A 21,743-nucleotide genomic window follows, 5' to 3' on the forward strand; every position below is an offset into this window, starting at 1 on the left:
AGTCTTTTTTACTTAGCCATTGTATTTCTAAATAGAGCAGGATAATTTTTAGATACAAACAGCTAAAGTAAGTTTTCAAAAAAGGTGAGGAATTTACTTTCTCACCTTTGTTTTTAAAATTGATATTGATTTTAAACTAAAACCAACTATTATATATCTTCTGTTCTTTTATAATGACGCTAAGTAGAAGAACTAAAGTGGTGAGATTTTATTTTCTCACCATTTCTGTATGTGGCATATCGTCTTCCAGATATTTTTTTCCTGTATCTTCAAAACTAAAACTTTTATAAAATTCTAGCAAATAATCTTGTGCCGAAATTCTACATTCAGATGTTTTAAAATGAGTTCCTATTGCTTGTAAAGCGATATTGATTAAGGTTTTCCCTAATTTCAAATTTCTATATTTTGTATTGGTAAGAACTCTACCGATAGAAGTTTCTGGATATTTTATTCCTTGAGAAAAAATTCTGCAATAAGCAGCTATTTCTCCATTTGTCTCCGCCCAAATATGCAAAGCTTTATCGTCATATCCGTCTGCATCTAGATAATAACAAGTTTGTTCTACTATAAAAACCTCTTGCCTTACCTTTAGAATTTTGTACAATTCTTTGATAGATAAATCCTCAAAATTTTTAATTTTCCAAGTAACGTTATTCATTTCACAAATTTAAATTTACTGAAACTTCACCCTGTTTTTCACTAAATAATCGTTGGTTTTTTCTACAAATTTCAGAATTTCATCACCACCAATTTTCTTTTCTGCAGAAGTAATATAAACATCTGGCAGTTCTTCCCAAGTTTCTAGAAGTTTTGTTTTGTAAATATCTACATTTCTCTCTGCCGCTCCTGGTTTTAATTTATCTAACTTGGTAAAAACAATAGAAAAAGGCACTCCATTTTCTCCGCACCACTCCATAAATTCTAAATCTATTTTTTGCGGCGTATGTCTTACATCTATTAATACAAAAAGATTAACTAAATTTTTTCTATTGATAATATAATTGGTGATAAGTTTTTCAAAATCTTTTCTCAAACTTTTAGAAACTTTTGCATATCCATAACCTGGCAAATCTGTAAGATACCAATTTTCATTTACCAAAAAATGATTAATTAACTGCGTTTTGCCCGGTGTTTGAGAGGTTTTTGCTAAATCTTTATGATTCATCATTGCATTGATAAGCGAAGATTTACCAACATTACTTCTTCCAATAAAAGCATATTCTGGAAGCGTAGCTTCTGGACATTCTTGCCACTTGCCACTACTTTTTACAAAAATTACATTCTTTATTTGCATACTATTATTTATAAAAAATCTCGCAGATTTAACAAAAAAAGCCGACTAAGAGAATCTGCCAAATTGCCAAATCTGCGAGAAAATATAATACTTTATCCTATATTTTTTCTTTTAACCAGTTATATAGAATTTCGTTAAATTCATCTGGCTTTTCCATCATTGCAGCATGCCCGCATTCGTCTATCCAAAACAAGTCTGAATTAGGAATCTGTCTGTCCATTTCTTCTGCTACATCTGGCGGAGTTACATTATCTTGTTTACCCCAAATAATACAAGTGGGTTGTTTTATTTTCGGCAAATCTTGTAACATATTATGTTTTATGGCACTTTTTGCTAGTAAAACAGTTTTTATACCTTTCATTCTGTCATTCACCACACCAAAAACCTCATCTACCAATTCTTCTGTAGCAACATCTGCATTATAAAAAACTTCTTCTGTTTTTTTCTTTATATAATTTCTATCTCCTCTTCTAGGAAAAGTTTCTCCAAAACTTCTTTCATAAAGACCAGAGCTCCCTGTAAGAACAAGAGAGTGAACCAATTCTGGGTGAGCCAACGTTAAAATAAGCCCAATATGACCTCCCATAGAATTTCCTACCAATGTAACTTTTTGCCCAACTTTATCATTAATAAATTTTGCTACATATTTTGCAATACTTGCAAGATTGGTATTAAGAACTGGCAAATCATATATAGGAAGCTGAGGAACATAAACTTTAAATCCCTTTTCCGAGAAATAAGTAACCATTTTATCAAAATTACTTAATCCTCCCATCAAACCGTGTAGTAAAACCAAAGGATGGCCTTCTCCACTTTCAACGTACGTGTATTTTTTCTCCTTTTTAGTACTAAATATCATAAAATGACGTGTATCTCGCAAAAATACGAAATTTAACATTAATTGAATGTTTATTTAATGCTAAACTTTTCTTTTTTTCTTCATCCATTTTATTTTTTGAAAATCAGACATTTAAAGAATCCTCTCAGTCATTAAGCATTTATCATTCAATTAATTACAGAAACTCTATAGTCAAAATTGAAAAGTTATCAACATTAACTATAAAAGTGGGAAAAAGTGGGAAATTTTAGAAAATAATATATAAATTTGCTCCAAATGATTAATTTTTACGAAACATACGAATGTAAAATTGATGACAAAGGCAGATTAAAACTCCCTTCGTCATTAATAAAATTACTGCAAGATTCTGATGATAAGAACTTTGTAGTAAAGCGTTCTGTGTTTCAAAATTGTCTAGAAGCCTACCCAATGAAACCATGGGAAAAACTCATGAAAAAGATAAACGGACTGAATAGATTTGTGAAAAAAAATGCAGATTTTATCAGGATGTTTACTGCCGGCGTTAAAAACATTGAGTTAGATGCTTCCGAAAGAATATTAATCCCAAAAGACCTAAAACAGTTTGCCAATCTAAGCAAAGAAGTTGTGATTTCTGGTGCTGGCGAACTTTTTGAAATTTGGGACAAAGACACTTACGAAAAAGTTATTGCAACCAATGAAGCAGATTTCGGAGCACTTACTGAAGAAGTAATGGGAGGCATTGATTTCAATCTCGAGACCTAATCTTGAGTTTTGAACATTGAATTTTTAAATTTTAGAATTTTTTGAAATGTACCATAATCCTGTTTTATTACACGAAAGCATTGATGCTCTTATCACCAATCCTGACGGAATTTACGTAGATGTAACTTTCGGAGGAGGCGGGCACTCTAGAGAAATCTTGAAAAGACTTTCTGAAAAAGGAAAATTATACAGTTTCGACCAAGATTTGGACGCACTCAATAATAATATAGAAGACGAAAGATTTACATTAATCAATCAGAATTTCAGATTTTTAGAAAACTCTCTTCTAATGTACGGAGTCTCAAAAGTAGATGGAGTTTTAGGAGATTTAGGCGTTTCGTCTCATCAATTTGACGCTGCAGAACGTGGCTTCTCTACAAGAAGTGACGCACCTCTTGACATGAGAATGAACACCATGCAAGGTTTAGACGCCAAAAAAGTAATTAACGATTACGAAGAAGAACAATTGGCAGACCTTTTCTACTATTATGGAGAACTAAGAGATGCGAGAAAATTGGCAAGAGAAATTGTTCATCACAGAAAAGCAAAAAAAATAAATACAACCGAAGACCTTAAAAAAATCTTCAGTTATATTCCTCCTCATAAACAAAATAAATTTTTCGCTCAGGTTTTTCAAGCGATTAGAATTGAGGTAAATCAGGAATTAGATGTTTTGAAGGAAATGCTACAACAATCTTTCAATGTTTTGAAAAAAGACGGCAGATTAGTGGTTATTTCTTATCATTCATTGGAAGACAGATTGGTGAAAAGATTTTTAAAAAACGGAATGTTCGAAGGAGAGCCAGAAAGAGACATCTATGGAAATTACACCAAAGCTTTCGAACTTTTGAAGAGCAAAGCAATTATTCCAACCGTGGAAGAAATAGAACAAAACTCCAGAGCGAGAAGTGCAAAAATGAGAGTAGGAATTAAAGTATAAGTGATAAATGATGATTGATTCATAATTAATTTTTAAGTACAATGATTTAATCAAACATCAATTATCTATCATCAAACATAAAAAGTCTGTGGCAAAAAGAGTAACATATAACAAACCAAAAAAGAAACTTACTTTTCTAGATATTGTAAAAGGAAATTTCTTAAACCGTGATGAAGTAAAAGTTCATTACAAATATTTCTTACTCATTTTCGCCTTAATGATGATTATGATTTACAGTAATCACTTGGTAAGTAAAAAAATAGAAAGAGTTAATCAATTAAAAGAACAAGCAGAAGAGTTCAAATCTAGAAATGCTTATGCACAAAGCAGACTCATTAAAGTAAAAATGGAATCTGAACTAAGCAAAGAAATGGAAGGAGATTCTTTGGTTTCGCTAGACAATCATCCGCACAAACTTTTAATAAAATTAGACAGCATAGAAGATGGCAACGAAAATAAATGAGTACGACACCAAACGCTCTAAAGCGCTAAAATGGGGCTACCTTTTTGCAGGGGTGGCTTTCATCGTATTTGTTGTTTTTTTGGGAAGAATTTTCTTTCTACAGCACAATAATGTAGATACTATTGAGAAAAATTTCATTAGTAATAATTATAGAGAAGCAACGCTAAAAGCCGCCAGAGGAAACCTTTTTGCTGCAGACGGTTCTATTTTGGCAACTACAGTAATGCGATATGACGCTTACATCGATTTTAAAACCATCAAAGACACTGTTTACACCAATCACATTGGCGAACTTACCGATTCTCTAAGCAAAATGTTCGACAAGCCTCGTTCTGCTTTTAGAAAAATATTTGATGAACAAAAGAAAAAAGAAAATCAATATTTCTCTTTGATAAGAGGTTTGGATTTCGACCAATACGACAGAATTAAAAAATTCCCAATTTTTAGTAAAATGGACAAAAAAACAGGGAAATTTAAGAAAAACAGATGCTTAATAATCGAAAGAAATTTCAAAAGAGAATTAGCAACGGCTCAAATTGGCGCCGGAACTATTGGAATGGATAACGAAATAGGAAAATCTGGTCTGGAAGGAGCTTTCAGTAAATTTCTAAAAGGAACAGACGGAACAAGATACGAACAAAGAGTTAATTCATCTCAATGGAAACCAATTGATTACTGGAAAGTAAAAGAACCAATTGACGGAAAAGATGTTTACACAACCATAGATTTAAGAATTCAGGATATTGCTCATTCTGCTTTAGAAAAACAACTCATTCATTTTGAAGCAGACCACGGCTCTGTATTGGTAATGGAAACTGAAACCGGCAAAATTAGAGCAATGGTAAACCTTAGAAAAGAAGGAAAAGATGAAGATGTAAAATATGTAGATGCATACAATTACGCTATAAAAGATGCCACAGAACCTGGTTCTACGTTTAAAACTGTTTCGTTGCTTGCAGCGATGGACGATGGCTTTATAGACGAAAGCACAACCGTGGATGTAGGAAACGGAAGATGGAAATATTTCGACCAACCTATGTCTGATTCTCACGTAAAAGGAAACGGAATTTACGACATAAGTGATGTTTTGGCAGAATCTAGCAACGTTGGAGCTTCCAAATTAATTACAAAATATTACGGAAAAGATCCTCAAGTATTTTTTAATCATTTAAAAAAATGGAAACTTTTTGATAAAATGCAAATTGAGCTTCCAGGGATTGTAAAACCATACATTTTAACTCCAGAAAATACAAAATGGAGCAAGGGAGGTTTGGCATCTTTATCTTACGGATATTCTTCTAGATTTAGCATTCTCCAATTAACAACTTTTTACAACGGAATTGCCAACAAAGGAAAAATGGTAAAACCTCTTTTCATAGAAAAAATTGTAAAAGACGGAAAAATAGAATATCAAGCAGAACCTGAAGTTTTGGTAGATAAAATGGCTTCTACAGAAGCAATACAATTAATGACTGAAATGCTTACCAAAACCGTAGAAAAAGGAACGGCAAAAAGTATCTTCACGCCAAACATAAAATTGGCAGGAAAAACAGGAACCGCAAAATTCGAATATTGGAAAAGTTCTGGAAAATATCAAGCTGCTTTTGCGGGATTTTTCCCAGCAGACAATCCGAAATACACGTGCTATGTAATGATAAACCAACCCAATACAGCCATTGGTTATTCTGGAGCAACTGTTGCTGCGCCTATTTTTAAAGAAATCGCAGGAAAAGTTTTCTTAAAAACTCCACTTAATGTAGAAAAAGAAATGTTGGTAAACAAAAAAGTGGATTTAAGAAAAATGATGCAGCCCAACGTAAAAGTTACTGTAAAAAGTGGTGTTTTACCAAATATGAAAGGATTGATGGGGAAAAACGTAATTCCTCAGTTAGAAAATCAAGGATATAGAGTAGATTATAAAGGTGTGGGAAAAATTAAAAATCAGTTTCCAGATGCGGGAGCTGTAATCCACAAAAAACAAAGAATTTATTTAGAATTGCAAAATTAAAATTGATTTGAACTTACAATCTCAAACATTGACTTTCAAATCTCAAATTATAAAAATGATTTTATCAAAATTATTACATAAAATTCCAGTTCTAGAAACTTTTGGAAATTTAGATTCAGAAGTATCAGAAATTGTATTCGATAGCAGAAAAGCTACCGAAAACGCTCTGTATGTTGCGATAAAAGGAACAGTTTCAGACGGACATTCTTATATCAATTCTGCGATAGAAAAAGGTGTAAAAACTATTGTTTGCGAAGTTTTACCAGAAAATTTACCAGAAGAAATTAATTTTATTCAAGTTAAAAACTCTTCTAAAACTTTAGGAAAATTGGCTTCAAATTTCTACGGAAATCCTTCAGAAAATTTGAAATTGATTGGCGTAACTGGAACCAATGGAAAAACTACCGTTACAACTCTACTTTTTGACATTTTCAAAAATTTAGGTTATCAAAGTGCATTAATTTCTACCGTTGAATACAGAATTGGTGACGAAATAATTCCTTCTACACATACAACTCCAGATGTTATTCGTTTGAATCAAATGTTGGCAAAAGCGGTAGAAATTGGCTGCGAATATGCTTTTATGGAAGTTTCTTCGCACGGAATTCATCAAGACAGAATTGAAGGATTACATTTTGCAATCGCTGGCTTTACCAATCTTACACACGACCATCTCGATTATCATAAAACTTTTGAAGAATATTTAAAAACCAAAAAAAGATTTTTTGATGAACTGCCCGAAACTGCCATTGCAATTACCAATGCTGATGACAAAAATGGCAACGTAATGCTTCAAAATACTAAAGCAAAAAAGAAAACTTATGCTTTGAAAACGTTGGCAGATTATCACGGAAAAATTCTGGAAGTAGATTTCAACGGAATGCTTCTAAACTTCAATGGAAAAGAATTTTGGAGCACTTTAACTGGGAAATTCAATGTCTATAACTTGCTTTTGGCTTTTGCAATTTCAGAAGAATTAGGATTCGAGCAAAATGAAATTTTACAAGCAATTTCTACTTTAAAACGAGTGAAAGGAAGGTTTGAAACGTTGAAATCTGATGGCGGAATTTTCTTTGTTGTAGATTATGCGCACACGCCAGATGCATTGGAAAATGTTTTAGATTCTATCAACGAAATTAGAACAAAAAACGAAAGATTAATTACCGTTTTCGGTTGCGGAGGAGACAGAGACCACGCAAAAAGACCAGAAATGGGAAAAATTGCGACGAGAAAATCTACGCTAGCAATTATTACCACAGATAATCCTAGAACGGAAAATCCTACGGAAATTATCAAAGAAATTGAAGCAGGTGTAGAACCGCAGAATTTCAGCAAATACACTTCAATTCCTGATAGAAAGGAAGCGATAAAAATGGCGATAAAATTTGCCGAACCAAAAGATATTGTTCTCGTAGCGGGAAAAGGTCACGAAACGTATCAGGAAATAAATGGTGTAAGACATCATTTTGATGACAAAGAAACAATTGTAGAATTATATAAATTAATGTCAAAGTAATTTGATAATGAAAAAATCTAAAATCATATTACTTTCAATTTTTACCATTGTTTTCGGTGGTTTGATTTATATTGTTTTAAATCATTCATTTGAAAGGAAAATCAAAGTTTTAGATTGTGAAGGAGTTTATCACCAAAAATTATTTGAAAAACCAAAACCAGGATATTTAGATTTTTCGCAAAGTAATGCTAAAGTAGATGTTGCAAATTGCCTTTGTGAAAAATACATGAAAAATAAAGATACTACGTACAAAAAAGAAATATTAAGATTCTATAAAGAACATTTTGGAGGGATGAGATTAATAATAAAAAATCCTGAAAAAAATATAGATTCTATCTGTAAATATAGAAATCAGATTTTCATAAAAATGTATGATCTATAAAACAACAACCATCAACTAACAACTAATTATGTTATACTATCTATACGAATACCTTACATCTCACGGAATAGACATTCCAGGATTGCAATTACTAAAATACATCTCTTTTAGAGCTGCAATGGCGGTTTTGTTATCGTTGTTTATTGCTCTTCTTTATGGCAAAAGAATCATCAATTTCCTTAGGAACAAACAAATGGGAGAATTGGTAAGAGACTTAGGATTAGAAGGACAAAAACAAAAAGAAGGAACTCCTACAATGGGCGGTCTCATCATTATTTTTGCTACTGTTATTCCGGTTTTACTATTTACCAGAATTACCAATATCTATATTGTTTTGCTTTTGGTTTCTATGATTTGGATGGGCGCAATAGGTTTTATAGACGATTATTTAAAGAAAATAAAAAAGAACAAAGATGGTTTAAGTGGAATTTTCAAAGTAATTGGTCAAATTGGTTTAGGATTAATTGTTGGCGTTACCATGTATTATCATCCAGATATTACCATCAAAAGAAAATATGCAGACGCACAAGTTGTTAACAGAAATAATGTGGCTCAAAACTTTGCTCCTGCAAAAAAAGAAACTATTTCAACCGTTCCATTTATGAAAAATAACGAGTTCGATTATAGTAAAATTCTTTTTTGGATGGACGAAAAACAACAAGACGAATGGGCTTGGCTGGTTTTTATTCCTTTAGTTATTTTTATTGTAACCGCAGTTTCTAATGGTGCAAATATAACAGACGGAATAGATGGTTTGGCATCGGGAACCAGCGTCGTCATACTCGGAACATTGGCGTTTTTCGCGTACATATCTGGTAACATCATTTTTTCTGACTACCTCAATATTATGTTCTTACCGAACATGGGAGAAACTACCATTTTTGCCGTCGCTTTAATTGGAGCAACAATTGGCTTCTTTTGGTACAATACATATCCAGCACAAGTTTTTATGGGAGATACTGGTAGTTTAATGCTTGGAGGCGTAATTGCTGTATTGGCAATTATCTTAAGAAAAGAACTTTTAATACCTGTTCTATGTGGAATTTTCTTAATCGAAAATCTATCAGTAATGCTACAAGTATTGGTATTTAAATATAGAAAAAGAAAATATGGCTTAGAATACGCTCAGAATAACAGACTTTTTAAAATGTCACCTCTTCATCATCATTATCAATTAAATGGTTTCCACGAGAGTAAAATTGTAAACAGAATGATTATTCTAGGTGTAATGTTAGCAATTATCTGTTTAATCACACTAAAAATCAGATAATTATAAAAAAATCAAAATCAATCACAACAATATTAAAATGGGAAATAATGCGAAAGCATTAAAAATGTAAAATGAGCACAGAAAATTTAAAAGTTGTAATTCTTGGAGGCGGCGAAAGTGGCGTGGGAGCTGCAATTTTAGCCAAAACCAAAGGCTTGGAAGTTTTCCTTTCAGATTTAGGAGAAATAAAAGAGCATTACAAAAAGATTTTAGAAGAAAACAAAATAGAATTCGAGGAAAAAAACCACGATGAAGAAAGAATTTTGGCTGCAGATTGGGTAATTAAATCGCCTGGCGTTCCCAAAAAAGCCGAAATGGTACAAAAAATTAAAGCTAAAGGAATTAGAATTTCATCAGAAATAGAATTTGGAGCAGAATTTACTGATGCTAAAATTATTGCCATCACTGGAAGCAATGGTAAAACTACTACTACTTCTCTCATCTATCATATTCTTAAAAATTACAATATGAATGTGGGCTTAGGAGGAAACATTGGTAAAAGTTTTGCTTTGCAAGTTGCCAAAGAAAACTTCGAATATTATGTATTAGAAGTAAGCAGCTTTCAATTAGATGATATTCAGAATTTTAGACCCTATATTTCTTTATTGTTGAATTTGAGTCCAGACCATTTAGACCAATACAACTACAATTATGAAGAATATGCTTTGGCAAAATTCAGAATTGCAGAAAACCAAGAAAACGACAATTATTTCATCTACAACAAAGATGATGAAATGAGCCAAAAATTGCTTCAACAATTAGATTTTAAAGTGAAGCAAATTCCTTTCTCAATGAAGGAAAAACTAAATGAAGGTGCTTATACCGAAGGAGAAAAATTATATGTAAAACTACAAGACGAGTTTTCGATGAGAATTGATGAACTTTCTCTAATGGGAACTCACAACGTTGCAAACAGCTTAGCGGCTTCAATAGCTGGTAAATTATTGAATATCAGCAACGAAAGCATTAGACATTCTTTAATGACTTTTCAGGCAGTAGAGCACAGATTAGAAACTTTTGCAGAAATTGATGGCGTAAAATACATCAACGATAGCAAAGCAACCAACGTTAATGCAACTTATTACGCTTTGGAAAGCATGAAACAACCAACAGTTTGGATTGTTGGCGGAAAAGACAAAGGAAACGATTATTCTGAAATTGAAGAATTGGTAAAAAAGAAAGTAAAAGCCATTATTTGTATGGGACTAGACAATGCTAAAATTATAGATTTCTTCAAAGACAAAAAAGATATTATTGTAGATACAGCAAGTATAGAAGATGCTGTGAAAGCTGCAAAATCTATCGCAGAAAAAGGAGACGCAGTATTGCTTTCTCCGTGTTGTGCTAGTTTTGATTTATTCAACAGTTACGAACATAGAGGCAAATTATTTAAAGAAGAAGTATTAAAAAGCTAAAAACCTATGGCAATTAGCAAATAACAAAAGAATGGAAGAACAAGAAAGCAAATTTGAACTACTAAAAGGCGATAAAGTACTTTGGATGGTGATTATTTTAATCTCCCTATTCTCGGTATTTCCCGTTTATTCGGCTAGTTCTAATCTAGAATACATTGTTCACAATGGCACCACCACTGGTCACGTTGTGAAACACATGATTTTTGTATTTCTTGGCTTAGGAATTATGAGATTTATTGCTGGTGCTTTCAAATACGAATATATTGGTAAGTTGAGTAGCATTTTATTAGCAATTATGGTTATTTTGCTGGTTATCACCATGTTTGCAGGTCAGCAGATTGATGGAGCTTCCGCTTCAAGATGGTTAAAAATTCCGGGAACGCCCATTTCTTTCCAACCATCAAGTTTTGCTTATTTAATGTTAATCATTTACTTGTGCAGATATTTAACCAAAAGAATTACCAGAGAAAGACTTCCAATAGAAAACATTATTTACATTTTCGGACCAGTTTTATTGGTTTTCGGATTGGTAGCAAAAGACAACGGTTCTACAGCTTTAATGATTTTGATGGTTTCTTTAATTGTGATGATAATTGGGCAATTGTCTTCAAAATATATTTTAGGATTTTTAGGAATTTCGAGCATTTTTATAGGAATTTTTCTATTTCTAGCGCTGAAAACAGATGTAATAGGCAGTTCTCGTGTACACACTTGGGTAAGTAGAATAGAAACTTTTACCAATTCTAAGAAAAATACAGAAGTAGAAGACGAAAGCGTAAAAGCAAAAAACTATCAGGTAAACCAAGCAAAAGCAGCCATCGTTCACGGCGGAATTACCGGACAAGGCCCTGGGAAATCTGCTCTTAAACAGATGCTTCCACAATCTGCGTCAGATTTTATTTTTGCAATTATTGTAGAAGAATATGGCTTTATAGGTGCATTTTTCCTCATTACCGCTTATCTCATTATGATGATTAGAATTGTAATGATTGCCAGTAAAATGCCAGCTTTTTTCGGGAGTTTATTGGTATTGAGTTTAGGAATAATGATTTTTATACAATTAGCAGTAAATATTGCTGTGGCGGTAAATTTAATTCCGGTAACTGGGCAACCACTACCATTGATAAGTTACGGGGGAACATCTATGTTAGTAACCTATCTACAATTAGGGATTATCTTAAATGTAAGTTCCAGAATTCAGGTTTTTGATGAAGAAGGAATGAGCAAAAAACAAAATATTGAAGAAATTAATGATATAGCGTAAAAATAATTAATAATTCATGAATGATAAATGATTAGAGCACAACGTAAAAATTAATCATCACTTATCATTCACCAATCATAAAAAAATATGAGCAAAAAATTGAAAGTTTTAATGAGTGGTGGTGGAACTGGCGGACACATTTTCCCTGCTGTTGCAATTGCACAGGAGATAAAAAAACGTTTCCCAGATGCAGAATTTTTGTTCATTGGCGCGAATGGAAAAATGGAGATGGAAAAAGTGCCACAAGCAGGCTTCAGAATTGAAGGATTAAACATTGTGGGCTTCGATAGAGGTAATTTATTGAAAAATATTGGTTTGCCATTCAAATTAATTTCAAGTTTAATTAAAGCTAAAAAAATCATTAAAGAATTCAAACCAGATTTTGCCGTAGGAACTGGCGGTTTTGCAAGCGGACCAGCTTTATTCATTGCAGCAAGAATGGGGATTCCAACTTTTATACAAGAACAGAATTCTTTACCTGGAAAAACCAATATTTTCAATGGTAAAAAAGCAAAAGCGGTTTTTACAGCTTATCCAGAAATGGAAAAATTTTTCCCGAATTCTAAAGTGTATTTTCTTGGAAATCCAATCCGTGAAAATATTATAACAGATTTAATTGAAACCAATTTAGCAAAGGAAAAATTAGGTTTAGAAAAAGATAAATTAACAATACTTTCAGTTGGTGGTTCTTTAGGTTCTAGAACTTTGAACAACGGCTGGAAAGAAAATTTAGAAAACATAAAACAAAAAGGTTATCAACTAATTTGGCAAACTGGGAAAACTGACTATCAGCAAATTATAAGCAATGTCACGCTGAGCGGAGTCGAAGCGTCCAGAATCCAAATCAAAGAATTCATCAGCGATATGGCAACCGCTTATTCCGCAGCAGACATCATTGTTTCCAGAGCTGGCGCAATTGCAATTTCAGAATTAGCGGTAACTAAAAAACCTGTTTTATTGGTTCCTTTTCCGTTTGCAGCAGAAGACCATCAAACGAAAAATGCGATGACTTTGGTTGAAAAAAATGCAGCTAAAATGGTAAAAGACACCGAAATGAAAGAAAAATTTTGGAATACGCTTTCAGAAATTTGTGAAAATGAAAATCTAAGAAAAGAAATGTCTCAGAATCTTGAATTTTTTGCAAAGCCAAAAGCTTCAGAAGACATTGTAAATGAGATTTTTAAAGTATTAAATAGATAAAAATTAGAAAAAATGCAAAACCTAAACACATACAAAAACTTCTACTTCGTAGGAATTGGTGGTATTGGCATGTCTGCTTTGGCAAGATATTTCCACGCTGCTGGTAAAAATGTTTTGGGTTATGATAAAACCGAAACCAAACTGACGGCTGAACTTCAAAAAGAAGGAATTTACATCAGTTTTGAAGATGTGGTAAATGAAAAATTTTCTGAGCTAAACAAAGAAAATACGTTGATTATTTACACTCCTGCAATTAAGGTTTTGAAAATTTTAGATTATTTCAACGAAAATAATTTTGAAGTTTTAAAACGAGCTAAAGTTCTGGGTTTAATTACAGAAAATACAGAATGCATTGCTGTGGCGGGAACTCATGGCAAAACAACAACTTCTAGTTTGGTAGCACATCTTTGTAAAGTTGCCAACTTGCCTTTTTCGGGATTTTTGGGAGGAATTTCAGAGAATTATAAATCGAATTTTATCTACAACGGGACAGAAATGTCTGTTTTAGAAGCCGATGAATACGACAGAAGTTTCCTTAATCTTTCACCAGATTGGGCAATTGTAACTTCTATTGATGCAGACCATCTCGATATTTATGGCGACACCGAAACCATAGAACAAAGTTTTAGAGATTTTGCAGATTTAGTGCCAGAAAACAATCAACTTTTTGTGAGAAAAGGTGTAAAAATTGGCAGACCTTGTAAAACTTATGCAGTAAACGAAGAGGCAGATTTCTACTCTGATAATTTAAAAATTGAAGGAGAAAAAATGTTCTTCGATTTTAATTTTGACGGAAAAACTGAAGAATTTTCATGGGAAATTCCGGGAATTCATAATGTTGAAAATGCTACGGCAGCAATTTCTATATTATACAGCTTAAATGTTGATTTTGAAACTATTAAGAAAGGAATTTCTACCTTCAAAGGCATTAAAAGAAGATATACAAAACATTCTTTTGCTAACGGAAAAATCTATGTGGATGATTATGCACATCATCCTACCGAATTGAATGCTGTAATTGGTTCTATCAGAACATTCAATCCTGGGAAAAAATTATTAGTGGCTTTTCAGCCGCATTTGTTTAGCCGAACCAGAGATTTTGCTGATGGATTTGCAGAAAGTTTGGCTCAGGCAGATGAATTGTTGCTTCTAGACATCTATCCTGCCAGAGAATTACAAAAAGATTTTGAAGGCATTACTTCAGATTGGCTTTTAGAAAAAGTGAATTTAGATAAAAAAGAAGTTTGTAGTTTAAGCCAAGCTTTTGATAAAATTAAAGAAAAAGATTTTGATGTTTTATTAACAGTAGGCGCTGGAAATATTGATACGTTGTACGATCCAATAATGAATTGGTTAGAAAATATTTAAAAAATAAAAATCATCATACATTTTTAAAGAAAAGATGAAAAACAAGTGGAGAATTCTTAAAATATTAGTAACTGTAGCAGTCTTCGGATTTCTATTGAGTTTCTCTTTGAAGAGATTCAACGAAAAACCTTTGGACAATATTTCAGTGAAAATGTCTGATAAATCTCCAGTCTATTTTGTAGATGAAAAAGACATCAAAACCATTGTAGAAAAATATAATTCTACCAAAAAAGTTGGCGACATAGACATTCCAAATTTAGAGAAAAAACTCAATCAACTCCCAGCTGTTGATAGCGCAAATGTATATCTTACTTTAGATGGAAAATTGCATGTTGATATCTTACAAAGAGTTCCTGTTTTCAGACTAAACAATGGCGGAAAAGGATTCTATGTAGACAAAAAAGGCATTGAATTTCCTATTTCCAAAAATTATTCGCATCCATGTATGTTGGTTTCGGGTGATGTAAAGAAAAAAGATTACTTAAAATTAGTAGAATTAATAGAGAAAATAGATAAAGACAGCTTCTGCAAAAACTTCTTTGTTGGGATTAGCAAAGAAAAAGACAATTATAATCTCGTTACTAATGAAGGTTATTACAAAGTAGAAATTGGTGATCTAGACAATATAGAATTTAAAATTAAAGGTTTTAAAGCCTTCGTAGAGAAATATTTAATTGACCAAAATCCAGAAAAATATTCTAAAATTTCTGTGAAATATGACAATCAAATTGTAACTACACTCAAGGATGGCTACAAACCAGAAAAAGACACAATAAGTGAAGAAAAGCCAAAAGAAATTTTGGAAAAACCTCTAAAAAAAGAGGAAAAGAAAAAGTTAGCAGAAAAAGAAAAGAAAAAACAGTAAAAAGTAGAACAGCAATATATGGAAACACAAGATTATTCAGTAGGTCTAGACATAGGAACTACCAAAATAGTAGCCATTGTTGGTAGAAAAAATTCGCATGGCAAAATTGAAGTTTTAGGCGTTGGAAAAAGTAAAAGTTTGGGCGTTCACAAAGGTATTGTGAATAATATTTCACAGACTATTAGCTCAATTACAGCTGCCGTTTCAGAAGCAGAAAAATCTGCTGGCGTACCCATTAAAAAAGTTACCGTAGGTATCGCTGGGAAACACATCAGAAGTCTGCAACATTCAGATTACATTATGCGAGAAAATCCTGAAGCTTACATTACAGAAGATGATATAGAAGCTCTGAAAGATCAGGTGAAAAAATTAGTCATGCTTCCAGGTGAAGAAATTATACACGTTCTTCCTCAAGAATACAAAGTAGATTCTGAAGGAGAAATTCAAGAACCTATTGGAATGCACGGCAAACGTTTGGAAGCAAATTTCCACGTTGTTGTAGGGCAAATGGGAAGTATTAGAAACATTGCAAGATGTGTAAGAGAAGCTGGTTTAGAAATGGAAGCTCTTACTCTAGAACCTTTGGCTTCTTCTGAAGCTGTTCTTACCAAAGAAGAAAAAGAAGCAGGTGTTGCCATTGTTGATATTGGTGGTGGAACTACTGATATTGCAATTTTTAAAGACAACATCATCCGTCATACTTGTGTAATTCCTTATGGTGGAGGCATTATTACAGATGACATTAAAGAAGGTTGCTCTATTATAGAAAAACATGCAGAACAATTGAAGGTTAAGTTTGGTTCTGCAGTTCCAGATTTAGAAAAAGATTCTACATTTGTTACCATCCCAGGTTTACACGGAAGACCAGACAAAGAAATCTCTTTAAAATCTCTTGCAAGCATTATTAATGCAAGAGTAGAAGAAATTCTAGAAATGGTAAATACAGAATTGAAAGCTTACGGAGCTTACGAACAAAAACGTAAATTAATTGCTGGAATTGTACTTACTGGAGGTGGTTCTAATCTAAAAAACCTTCGTCAACTAGCTAATTTTATTACAGGTTTTGATGCAAGAATCGGTTTTGCTAATGAATATATTGCTAATGATAAAAACCAATATCTTAAGTCTCCAGAATTTGCAACTTCTATCGGTTTGCTAATGGAAAGTTTGAAAATTAGAGATAAAAAACAAGCAGAAGAAGCTTTAATTGAGGAAATTCCTGCACCAAAACCAGTGCAAGAAACTCCAAAAGCTGAAATTAAAATAGAAGAAGAAACGATTGTTCAAGTAAAAGAAGAACCAAAAGTTCAGCCTCAAAAAGTTAAAAGTAGCAAACTAACTTTCGGACAAACCATTTTAGAAAAAGTAAAAAAATTCTTCGAAGAAGTAGAGTAAAATATAAATGATAAAAGATGAATCTTTAATTTGAATCATCAATTATCTACTATCAATTATAAAAAAATATATATGGAAAATACATTAAATACAGGTTTTTCATTTGACTTACCAAAGGGAACCTCATCTATCATCAAAGTTATTGGAGTTGGTGGCGGTGGTAACAACGCACTAAAACACATGTACGAAAAAGGAATTCACGGCGTAGATTTCATTATTTGTAATACTGATGCCCAAACGCTAGATAACAACCCTATTTCTACAAAAGTTCAATTGGGAGCTACCATTACCGAAGGTTTGGGAGCTGGTGCAGACCCAGAAGTGGGAGAAAAATCTGCTCTAGAAAGTATAGACGAGATAAAAGCCGTACTTTCTCACAGTACAAAAATGGTTTTCATTACCGCAGGAATGGGCGGTGGTACGGGTACTGGTGCTGCTCCTGTTATTGCAAAAATTGCCAAAGAAATGGGCATCCTTACCATTGGTATTGTAACCGTTCCTTTTAGTTTTGAAGGAAAAAGGAGATTAGAACAAGCTGAACTTGGTCTCGAAAAACTTCGTAATAATGTAGATTCCCTTATTGTAATTAATAACGACAAACTTCGTCAACAGTTTGGAAACTTAGGATTCAAATCTGGTTTCTCCAAAGCAGATGAAGTTTTAGCCAATGCCGCAAAAGGAATGGCAGAAGTAATTACTGGTTATTTTGATGTAAATATAGACTTTAGAGATGCTCGTTCTGTTCTTCAAAATTCTGGTACTGCTTTAATGTCAACCGGTACTGCTTCTGGAGAAAACAAAGCGGAAGAAGCTGTGAAAAAAGCACTAGATTCTCCTCTATTGAATGACAATAAAATCACAGGTGCTAAAAACGTTCTTCTCCTTATTAGAAGTGGCAACGAAGAAGCTACAATGGACGAAATTGGTACAATTAACGACCATATCCAACGTGAAGCTGGGAACACCGCAGATATTATTTTCGGGGTGGGAACAGACGAAGAATTAGGTGATGCAATCAGTGTTTTGGTTATTGCTACAGGTTTTGCTGCGGACGATCAAAAATATGCAGGTCCTACAGAAAAAATTAAATATACGTTAGAAGATACTCCATCAGAAAAACCAAGAAGAGAATCTCCATTTGGTAAAAGCAATACTAATACAGAAGCTTCTCAAAACAATACCAATAAAGAAGCTAAAAATCATTTTATTCTTGATGATGATAATGATGCTGTAAAACCAGATTTCCCTACCAATCATTTTTCTCAAAATTTTGAAACGGAAGAAGTAGCGGTTCAAGAAAAAATAGAAGAAATTCAATATTTTGAAGACGAAAATCCTGCTATTGAAAGGTTTAATGAAACTTTTGAAATTGAAGAAACAGAAACTGGCGTTTTAGAATTATTTTCATTTGAAGATGAGGAAGTTATAGAATCTCAATCCTTTTCATTCGAAACTGAAGAAAAAAAAATAGCTACTCCAATTGTTGAAGAAAAAACGTTTTTTGTTGAAGAAAAGAAAGAAGAAATTAAATTTCAGGTTGAAGAAAAATTACCAGAAGTAAAAGGAAATATTGCCGAAACGAAAACATTCGTTGAAGAAAGACCAGTAGAATTTACTTTTTCTTTTACTAAAGAAGCAGAAGAAATAAAACCAAGTTTTAAAACTACAATTGAAGAAGAAAAAATCTTAGAAACGCCTAAAAATGAGTCTAAAATAAATACTTCAGAAGATTTTAAATTTATTGAAAAAGCTCCTTCTAATGACAAAGTTCAAGAAAGAAGAAATAAATTAAAAGAGTTCAATTCTCGTTATCAAGTAATCGAAAACGAAAATGAATTTGAATCTATTCCTGCTTTCAAAAGAAAAAACATTAATATAGGACACGAAAATCCTTCTCAGCAACAAATTTCTAGTTTTCTATCAGACAACAACGGAAGAGTAAGCCTTAGAGAAAATAAATTTTTAAACAAAGATGTAGATTAATTTAGTTGGCAATTGTTGGTTGATAAAAATGCAAATAGCATTAAAAACTATTAATCAGCAACTAAAAACCAGCAACTAAAATATTAAATTATGAGTTTAGAACTTACAATCAACGAAGCGATTAAAACTGCTATGAGAGAAAAAGACAAAGTTGCGCTTGACTCTCTAAGAGCTGTAAAATCTCAAATTTTGCTTGCAAAAACAGAAAGCAAAGGAGCAGAGGTTTCTGCCGAACAAGAAATTGCAATCTTGCAAAGAATGATAAAACAGCGCAAAGATTCTCATCAACAATTTGTTGCTCAAAACAGAGCAGACTTGGCAGAAGTAGAAGAAGCACAAATGAAGGTAATAGAAAAATTTCTCCCTGCACAGCTTTCTTCAGAAGAATTAGAAGCAGAAATTAAAAAAATAATTGCCGAAGTAGGAGCAGAATCTCTAAAAGATTTGGGCAAAGTAATGGGTACAGCATCCAAAGCTTTAGCTGGAAAATCTGATGGAAAATCTATCTCCGAAATGGTAAAAAAACTATTATCATAGTTAATTTTTTTCAGTACATTTTTACCCAAAACAGCCAAAGACGTCTTTGGCTGTTTTTATTACAAAAGAGAGTCAAAATGTCTTAATAGATATTTGGCATATTTTTGATAAAATATTTAGATAAAATTTTCAAAATTTTAGTAGTAAATTTGCAATGCATTTTGAATAAAACTCGAAACGTTAAACCTTAAACTTTATATATTATGTATCCAGCAGAACTAGTAATGCCCATGAAGGCAGAACTTACAGATAAAGGTTTCCAAGACCTTACAACTCCAGAGCAAGTAAATGACGCTCTAAAACAATCAGGAACTACTCTAGTAATGGTAAATTCGGTATGTGGTTGCGCAGCAGGAGCAGCAAGACCAGGTGTAATTTTCTCTTTAACAGGAGACAAAAAACCAGACCATTTAACAACAGTTTTTGCAGGTTTTGACACTGAAGCTGTAGCAGAAGCAAGAAAACATTTTGCACCATTTCCTCCAAGTTCTCCTTGCGTAGCTCTTTTTAAAGACGGAGAATTGGTACACATGCTAGAAAGACACCACATCGAAGGAAATCCTGCAGGTGCTATTGCAGCTAATTTACAAGCTGCTTACGAAGAATTTTGTTAAAATCTTTCAACTTTATACTTCAATCCGTTTTGAATTTTTTCAGAACGGATTTTTATTTTCTCTAAAATTAATTTTTAAATTAGTTTTTTATTAAATTTGGGCTATGGCAACAATGGCACTTTTCAATATGGCTGTTAATTGGTTTATTCGACAGAGAATAGACCAAATTCAAAATTTTATGAATCATCCTATTGAAACACAAAAAGGCGTACTTTTTTCTCAACTTTTTCATGCTGACGAAACAGAATATGGCAGAAAATACGGTTTCAAAGACATTTCTTCTTACAGAGATTTTCAGCAACAAGTTCCCATCGTAAATTACGAAGACTTCGAACCTTATATAGAAAAGGCAAGACAAGGACAAAAAGATATTATTTGGCCGGGCTATATCCGTCAATTTGCAAAATCGTCAGGAACTACTAATGCCAAAAGCAAGTACATCCCAATTTCTGATGAAAGTTTAGAAGATTGTCATTACAAAGCTGGCAAAGACCTTATTTCAATTTACGCCAATAACCATCCTGAAAATCAACTATTTTTAAATAAAAATTTAAGATTGGGAGGAAGTGCAGAGTTGTATGAAACCTTCAATACAAAATTTGGAGATTTGTCTGCAATTTTAATAGAAAATTTACCTTTTTGGATAGAAATAACTACTGTACCAAGCAAAAAAACCTCTCTCTTATCCGAATGGGAAACCAAACTGAAAGCCATCGTTTCTGAAGTTAAAAACCAAGATGTAGGAAGCTTAACCGGAGTGCCAAGTTGGATGTTGATTTTGCTCCAAAGAATTTTAACCGAAACAGGAAAAGGAAGCATCTCAGATGTTTTTCCTAATTTGGAAGTGTTTTTTCATGGTGGAATTAGTTTTAAGCCTTACAAAGAACAATACCGAAAAATTATTGGCAAAGACATCAATTATTATGAAATTTACAACGCTTCGGAAGGCTTTTTCGGAATTCAAGACAGAAGCGGAAGCGACGAAATGCTGCTAATGCTAGATTACGGAATTTTCTACGAATTTATTCCAATGGATAAATTTGACAGAAATAATCTCCAAGCAATTCCTTTAGAAGAAGTAGAATTGGGAAAAAATTATGCCATGGTAATTTCTACAAATGGCGGACTTTGGCGTTATTTAATTGGCGATACCGTAAGATTTACATCTCTTTCTCCTCATAGAATTCAAATTTCTGGCAGAACGAAACATTACATTAATGCTTTTGGTGAAGAATTGATGATTGACAATGTGGAAACAGCTCTAAAAAAGGCTTGCGATGCTACTGAAGCTCAAATTTCAGATTACACTGGTGCTCCTGTTTTTATGTGCGAAGGAAAATCTGGCGCCCACGAATGGTTGTTAGAATTTGCAAAATATCCAACCAATTTTGATGAATTTTCTAAAATTTTTGACGAAACTCTAAAATCTTTAAATTCAGATTACGAAGCTAAACGTTATCAAAATATCACCTTGAATCCTCCAATTATTCATACTGCAAAACCTCAACTTTTCTACAAATGGATGGAATCTAGAGGAAAATTGGGCGGACAGAACAAAGTGCCACGTCTTTGCAACGATAGACAATACATAGAACCGCTTTTGGACTTAAATAGATAAAATTAAACCGTTCAGTTTTTGAACGGTTC

20 protein-coding genes are annotated in these 21,743 nt (G+C 32.7%); 17 read left to right on the plus strand and 3 right to left on the minus strand.

The genetic code is table 11. The features are described from left to right. Window positions 1-208 precede the first annotated feature (208 nt). The 3 genes from QM746_RS01735 to QM746_RS01745 all read right to left on the minus strand — a co-directional run bounded on the left by QM746_RS01735 (window position 209) and on the right by QM746_RS01745 (window position 2,153). Window positions 209-658 (minus strand): GNAT family N-acetyltransferase, encoded by a 450-nt coding sequence (locus QM746_RS01735; RefSeq protein ID WP_414982636.1) that lies wholly within the window; start codon window positions 656-658, stop codon window positions 209-211. A 15-nt stretch (window positions 659-673) separates the two neighbouring features. Then, a complete protein-coding gene (gene yihA / locus QM746_RS01740) occupies window positions 674-1,294 on the minus strand; it encodes a ribosome biogenesis GTP-binding protein YihA/YsxC (RefSeq protein ID WP_414982637.1) in 621 nt (206 codons plus the stop codon). 97 nt (window positions 1,295-1,391) lie between these two features. Continuing rightward, window positions 1,392-2,153 carry an alpha/beta hydrolase gene (locus QM746_RS01745; protein WP_374364285.1) on the minus strand — a complete coding sequence of 254 codons (762 nt, stop codon included), beginning with the start codon at window positions 2,151-2,153 and terminating at the stop codon, window positions 1,392-1,394. A 255-nt stretch (window positions 2,154-2,408) separates the two neighbouring features. On the opposite strand from QM746_RS01745, the gene mraZ reads away from it, so the two are divergent. The 17 genes from mraZ to QM746_RS01830 all read left to right on the plus strand — a co-directional run bounded on the left by mraZ (window position 2,409) and on the right by QM746_RS01830 (window position 21,714). Beyond that, entirely contained in the window at window positions 2,409-2,876 is a 468-nt protein-coding gene (gene mraZ / locus QM746_RS01750; protein ID WP_374364282.1) for a division/cell wall cluster transcriptional repressor MraZ, read from the plus strand. Window positions 2,877-2,922: 46 nt separating this feature from the next. Continuing rightward, on the plus strand, window positions 2,923-3,816 hold the full coding sequence (gene rsmH, locus QM746_RS01755; RefSeq protein WP_414982638.1) for a 16S rRNA (cytosine(1402)-N(4))-methyltransferase RsmH: 894 nt from the start codon (window positions 2,923-2,925) through the stop codon (window positions 3,814-3,816). An 88-nt stretch (window positions 3,817-3,904) separates the two neighbouring features. Continuing rightward, window positions 3,905-4,279, plus strand: a complete 375-nt coding sequence (locus QM746_RS01760) for an FtsL-like putative cell division protein (protein WP_374364278.1) — start codon at window positions 3,905-3,907, stop codon at window positions 4,277-4,279. Beyond that, complete coding sequence (locus QM746_RS01765) at window positions 4,260-6,287, plus strand: penicillin-binding transpeptidase domain-containing protein (RefSeq protein ID WP_374364276.1); 2,028 nt, start codon at window positions 4,260-4,262, stop codon at window positions 6,285-6,287. The genes QM746_RS01760 and QM746_RS01765 overlap by 20 nt, the downstream gene beginning before the upstream one ends. A gap of 55 nt (window positions 6,288-6,342) precedes the next feature. Continuing rightward, on the plus strand, window positions 6,343-7,803 hold the full coding sequence (locus tag QM746_RS01770) for a UDP-N-acetylmuramoyl-L-alanyl-D-glutamate--2,6-diaminopimelate ligase (protein ID WP_414982639.1): 1,461 nt from the start codon (window positions 6,343-6,345) through the stop codon (window positions 7,801-7,803). Window positions 7,804-7,810: 7 nt separating this feature from the next. Continuing rightward, a complete protein-coding gene (locus QM746_RS01775) occupies window positions 7,811-8,185 on the plus strand; it encodes a hypothetical protein (RefSeq protein ID WP_414982640.1) in 375 nt (124 codons plus the stop codon). A 28-nt stretch (window positions 8,186-8,213) separates the two neighbouring features. After that, a complete protein-coding gene (gene mraY / locus QM746_RS01780) occupies window positions 8,214-9,455 on the plus strand; it encodes a phospho-N-acetylmuramoyl-pentapeptide-transferase (RefSeq protein WP_414982641.1) in 1,242 nt (413 codons plus the stop codon). Between the two features lie 71 nt (window positions 9,456-9,526). Beyond that, window positions 9,527-10,870: a UDP-N-acetylmuramoyl-L-alanine--D-glutamate ligase gene (murD, locus tag QM746_RS01785; protein ID WP_414982642.1), complete on the plus strand. Its 1,344-nt coding sequence runs from the start codon at window positions 9,527-9,529 to the stop codon at window positions 10,868-10,870. 31 nt (window positions 10,871-10,901) lie between these two features. Then, window positions 10,902-12,134: an FtsW/RodA/SpoVE family cell cycle protein gene (locus tag QM746_RS01790; RefSeq protein WP_414982643.1), complete on the plus strand. Its 1,233-nt coding sequence runs from the start codon at window positions 10,902-10,904 to the stop codon at window positions 12,132-12,134. 87 nt (window positions 12,135-12,221) lie between these two features. Next, entirely contained in the window at window positions 12,222-13,334 is a 1,113-nt protein-coding gene (murG, locus tag QM746_RS01795) for an undecaprenyldiphospho-muramoylpentapeptide beta-N-acetylglucosaminyltransferase (protein ID WP_414982644.1), read from the plus strand. 12 nt (window positions 13,335-13,346) lie between these two features. After that, window positions 13,347-14,702 (plus strand): UDP-N-acetylmuramate--L-alanine ligase, encoded by a 1,356-nt coding sequence (murC, locus tag QM746_RS01800; RefSeq protein WP_414982645.1) that lies wholly within the window; start codon window positions 13,347-13,349, stop codon window positions 14,700-14,702. A 34-nt stretch (window positions 14,703-14,736) separates the two neighbouring features. Continuing rightward, window positions 14,737-15,567 (plus strand): cell division protein FtsQ/DivIB, encoded by an 831-nt coding sequence (locus QM746_RS01805; RefSeq protein ID WP_414982646.1) that lies wholly within the window; start codon window positions 14,737-14,739, stop codon window positions 15,565-15,567. An 18-nt stretch (window positions 15,568-15,585) separates the two neighbouring features. Continuing rightward, window positions 15,586-16,962, plus strand: a complete 1,377-nt coding sequence (ftsA, locus tag QM746_RS01810) for a cell division protein FtsA (protein WP_414982647.1) — start codon at window positions 15,586-15,588, stop codon at window positions 16,960-16,962. 72 nt (window positions 16,963-17,034) lie between these two features. Continuing rightward, on the plus strand, window positions 17,035-18,945 hold the full coding sequence (gene ftsZ / locus QM746_RS01815; RefSeq protein WP_414982648.1) for a cell division protein FtsZ: 1,911 nt from the start codon (window positions 17,035-17,037) through the stop codon (window positions 18,943-18,945). Between the two features lie 90 nt (window positions 18,946-19,035). Next, window positions 19,036-19,482, plus strand: coding sequence for a GatB/YqeY domain-containing protein (locus tag QM746_RS01820; RefSeq protein WP_414982649.1), 447 nt, complete (start codon window positions 19,036-19,038; stop codon window positions 19,480-19,482). A 203-nt stretch (window positions 19,483-19,685) separates the two neighbouring features. Next, a complete protein-coding gene (locus tag QM746_RS01825) occupies window positions 19,686-20,096 on the plus strand; it encodes a BrxA/BrxB family bacilliredoxin (RefSeq protein ID WP_374362491.1) in 411 nt (136 codons plus the stop codon). 103 nt (window positions 20,097-20,199) lie between these two features. Beyond that, complete coding sequence (locus tag QM746_RS01830) at window positions 20,200-21,714, plus strand: GH3 auxin-responsive promoter family protein (protein WP_414982650.1); 1,515 nt, start codon at window positions 20,200-20,202, stop codon at window positions 21,712-21,714. Window positions 21,715-21,743 lie beyond the last annotated feature (29 nt).

Origin of the sequence: Cloacibacterium sp., assembly GCF_047601505.1 — a bacterium.
In the GTDB taxonomy this organism is placed as follows: domain Bacteria; phylum Bacteroidota; class Bacteroidia; order Flavobacteriales; family Weeksellaceae; genus Cloacibacterium.